We start from the raw sequence: 4,125 nt of genomic DNA, 5'->3' as shown, positions 1-4,125 counted from the left end.
GGGGACCATCCCCCCCAAATCTCCCCCCCCTACAACCCCCCCTACACCCACCCCCAATATCCCACATTATGAACACCAAATTCAGATATTGAACTAACCCCCTCCAATGGTTTAACGTCCCCCCATAAACACGGGCCCCGGCCAACCACCGGGCATCGAAAATAAAGACAATAAGAGGTTCCGTCATGACCGGACCGTCCCTGGATAGCCGGCTCCACGCCAGCACCATGAAGAAACTGAATCTGAAGCTGATTCCGTTTCTGATGCTGCTGTACATGGTCGCCTACATCGACAAATCGAACATCTCCGTGGCAGCGCTCACCATGAACGCCGACCTGGGCCTTACCGCACGCATGTACGGAATCGGCGTGGGCGTGTTCTTCCTCACCTACATCATCTTCGAAGTCCCCAGCAGCGTGATCCTGACCAAGGTCGGCGCGCGCCGCTGGATCGCCCGGATCATGATTACCTGGGGCATCATCGCCGCCGGCATGAGCCTGATTCAGAGTGCCAACCAGCTGTATGTGATGCGTCTGCTGCTGGGCGCGGCGGAAGCTGGATTCACGCCCGGCATCATCTACTACCTGTCCCAGTGGTACCCACGCAGCGACCGGGCGCGGGCCATGTCATGGTTCTACATCGGCGCCGCCCTGGCCTCGGTGATCGGCCTGCCGCTGTCCGGCGCCTTCCTGCACCTGGACGGTGTGCTGGGCGTCAACGGCTGGCGCTGGCTGTTCCTGCTCGAAGGCATTCCGGCAGCGGTGCTCGGCGTGGTGGTGCTGCGTTATCTGCCGGACACCCCCGAAGAAACCCATTGGCTGGACAAGCCACAGAAGGACTGGCTCAGCCGCACCATCAAAGCCGAGCAGGCCACCACCGTGATCTCGCACAAAGACTCCTGGCACGTCGCCTTCCGTAGTCGCCAGGTGTGGCTGCTCAGCCTGTTCTGGTTGCTGCAGGCCTTCGGCACCATCGGTGTCACCCTGTTTCTGCCATTGATCGTGCAGTCGGTGTCCAAGCAAGGCTCGTTCGTGGTCAGCCTGCTGTCGGCCATGCCGTTCTTCCTCGCCTGCGTGTTCATGTACCTCAACGGCCGCCATTCCGACCGCACCGGCGAGCGTGGGCTGCACTTGGGCGGCCCGCTGCTGCTGGCCGGCGTGCTGCTGGGGCTGGCCGTGTTCACCGGCAATCAGTGGCTGGCCTATGTGATGCTGGTGGCTGCCGTGGGCCTGAACTGGGCGGCGACCCCAGTGTTCTGGGCGACCACCACGGAATACCTGTCCGGGCCGGCCGCTGCGGTGTCCATTGCCTTGATCAACTCCATTGCCAATATCGCCGGGCTTGGCCTGCCGCCAGTGATGGGGTGGATCAAGGACGCCACGCAGAGCTATGACTACGCACTGCTGCTGGTCGCCGTGGCCCTGCTGGCCGGCGGTGTGCTGGGTATGTACCTGGGCGGCGGCCGGCGTGCTGCGACGCCCACCACTTCTCAAGGAAGCCATCCATGAAGCCTGCCGTCATCAAAATCGCCCGCCTGCCCGATATGCTCAATGAACGCCTGTATGCGGACTATCAGGTGGTGGAGGCCAGCGAAAGCGGCGCCGAACTGGACGCCGAGCAGGTCAAGGGCGTTCGCGCTCTGGTGGCCAACGGTGAATCCAAGGTCAGCGCTGCCTTGCTCGACCGCTTGCCCGATGTGCAGGTGATCGTCGTGTTCGGGGTCGGCTACGACGGCGTCGATGTCGCTGCCGCGCGTGACCGTGACATCCGCGTCACCCACACCCCGGATGTGCTCACCGAAGACGTCGCCGACTTCGCCATTACCCTGATGCTCGGTACGGCGCGACGCATCGCTGTGGCCGATGCCTTTGTACGCCAGAGCGCCTGGCAGCAGGGTCCGTTTCCATTTACCCGCAAGGTCAGCGGCGCGCGCCTGGGCATCATTGGCCTGGGCCGTATCGGCTCGGCCATCGCCCAGCGCGCCGAAGGATTCGGCATGCGCATCAGCTACCACGGTCGACGGCCGCTGGATGTCAGCTATGCCTACCATGAGTCTTTGGTCGACATGGCCGCAGCGGTGGACTTCCTGGTGGTCGCAGTGGGCGGCGGCGCGGCCACCCATCATCTGGTCGATGCCCAGGTGCTCGCCGCGTTGGGGCCGGGTGGAATCCTGATCAACGTCGGTCGCGGCAGCGTGGTGGACGAGGCGGCGTTGGTCCAGGCATTGGCATCCGGGCAGTTACTGGGTGCCGGCCTGGATGTGTTCGAAAACGAACCAAAGCCGCACCCTGGTCTGCTGGAACTGGACAATGTGCTGCTGGCGCCGCACATGGCCAGTGCTACCTGGGACACACGGCGGGCCATGTCCGACCTGACCCTGGCCAACCTCACAGCGTTCTTCGCCAACGAGACCCTCCCCACCCCCATCCCAACCTCACTGTAGCAGCGGATTCATCCGCGTCAGTCCCAATCATGATGTGTCTGGCATAGCGAGGCGATTATGCCCCGCATGAATCCGCTGCTACAGGTCGCTGAACAAGTCGTTGGCGTCGAGGAGGCGATACGCGACCTCGGGGTTCTTCTCCAGGCCGCGGCGGATGGCGGCGGGGATTGATTGCCGCGTCTTGCGACACAAGCCCGGCAACTCATCGATAGTGATCGCGATGCCGCGCATGCTGCGCACCTCGTTGTGCCCGGGCATTACCTCTACCCGTACACCCAATTGCTCGAACAGGCGCTGCTGCAAACGCTGCAGGTCAGCCAGGCTGTGCAGATTTTCCAGACGTTCCAGCAAGCGTTTTTCTTCCTGGCGAGTCAGACGCAGTATTCGCAGGTCAGCACCGGGCGCCTCGAGCAGGCGTTGGCGCTCGCAGATGCAGGCACCAGGCGGGCAGGGTTGGCGGGCAAGAGGCAATGTGTCCATGGGCTTGAGCATAACCAGACGGACCTCCCTTTGCACAGGGGGTGTCGACAGCGTGAGCGCTCGTCCATACTGGCGCAAACTCGTCAGCCTCAGGTCTCCGATGTCCAGAACCCGACTCGCCTTGCGCCAGGGCGCCCTCAGTGCCCTGGTCTTGTTGCTCGCCGCCTGTTCCACCCAGCGCTCCAATGAGCCACCGCCGCCCAGCCCCGAGCAGGTGCGAGCGCGACTCATGCAGCTGATACCCGCGCAAACACCGGACCGCGCAGGGTGGGCGGCGGATATCGAGAACGCCATGAGCGTGCAGGGCATTCCCGGTACCGACGAAAACCTCTGTTCGGTGCTCGCCGTCACCGAGCAAGAGTCCACCTTCCAGGTCGACCCGGCGGTCCCCGGGCTGGGCAAGATCGCTCGCCAGGAAATTGATCGTCGCGCCGGGAGCGTGCACGTGCCGGGCTTTCTGGTAGACACGGCCTTGGGTATCCGTTCGCCCACCGGCAAGACCTATGGTGAACGCCTGACCAGTGCTCGCTCGGAAAAGCAGTTGAGTGAGATCTTCGATGATTTCGCCGGCATGGTACCGCTGGGCCGCCAGTTGTTCGGCACCTTCAATCCCGTACGCACCGGCGGCCCGATGCAGGTAAGCATCGCTTTCGCCGAACAGCGTCGCGCCGGGTATCCCTACACCGTCGACGGTTCGATCCGCCGTGAAGTGTTCACCCGCCGTGGCGGCATGTATTTCGGCATTGCCCATCTGCTCGGTTATCCGGCCAGCTACGAGCGTTCGCTGTACCGCTTCGCCGACTTCAACGCCGGCTGGTACGCCAGCCGCAATGCGGCATTTCAGAATGCCGTGAATCAGCTCAGTGGCAGCAAGCTGGCCCTGGACGGCGACCTGATTCGCTATGACTCCAGCGCTGCGAGCAATACCGAGTTGGCGGTGCGCCGGCTGGGCAACCGCTTGAGCCTGGGTGATCGCGACATCCGTCGAGGATTGGAAGAGGGTGAGACCCTGGCCTTCGAGGAAACCACGTTGTATCGCCGCGTGTTCGCCCTGGCTGACAAGACGGCGGGTAAGCCTGTGCCCCGGGCTGTGCTGCCGGGAATCAAGCTGGAAAGCCCGAAGATCACCCGCAATCTCACGACTGCCTGGTTTGCCCAGCGGGTGGATGAACGGCGGGCGCGGTGCATGCGGCGGTGAGGGG

4 protein-coding genes are annotated in these 4,125 nt (G+C 63.5%); 3 read left to right on the top strand and 1 reads right to left on the bottom strand.

Going from position 1 to position 4,125, the window contains the following annotated elements; all coding sequences use genetic code 11:
- The first annotated feature begins 185 nt into the window (after positions 1-185).
- Both B3397_RS17320 and B3397_RS17315 read left to right on the top strand, forming a co-directional pair.
- A complete protein-coding gene (locus B3397_RS17320) occupies positions 186-1,508 on the top strand; it encodes an MFS transporter (RefSeq protein ID WP_296252441.1) in 1,323 nt (440 codons plus the stop codon).
- Complete coding sequence (locus tag B3397_RS17315; protein ID WP_296252439.1) at positions 1,505-2,443, top strand: 2-hydroxyacid dehydrogenase; 939 nt, start codon at positions 1,505-1,507, stop codon at positions 2,441-2,443. The genes B3397_RS17320 and B3397_RS17315 overlap by 4 nt, the downstream gene beginning before the upstream one ends.
- Positions 2,444-2,521: 78 nt before the next feature.
- On the opposite strand, the gene B3397_RS17310 is transcribed toward B3397_RS17315, so the two are convergent.
- Positions 2,522-2,923, bottom strand: coding sequence for a hypothetical protein (locus tag B3397_RS17310; RefSeq protein WP_414704402.1), 402 nt, complete (start codon positions 2,921-2,923; stop codon positions 2,522-2,524).
- A 100-nt stretch (positions 2,924-3,023) separates the two neighbouring features.
- On the opposite strand from B3397_RS17310, the gene B3397_RS17305 reads away from it, so the two are divergent.
- Positions 3,024-4,121 (top strand): DUF1615 domain-containing protein, encoded by a 1,098-nt coding sequence (locus B3397_RS17305; RefSeq protein ID WP_296252435.1) that lies wholly within the window; start codon positions 3,024-3,026, stop codon positions 4,119-4,121.
- The last annotated feature ends 4 nt before the right edge of the window (positions 4,122-4,125 follow it).

It is taken from the genome of Pseudomonas sp. UBA4194, assembly GCF_002379585.1.
Classification (GTDB): domain Bacteria; phylum Pseudomonadota; class Gammaproteobacteria; order Pseudomonadales; family Pseudomonadaceae; genus Aquipseudomonas.
The sequence above is the reverse complement of the archived record's forward strand: the minus strand, read 5'-3'. Positions and strand labels throughout refer to the sequence as shown.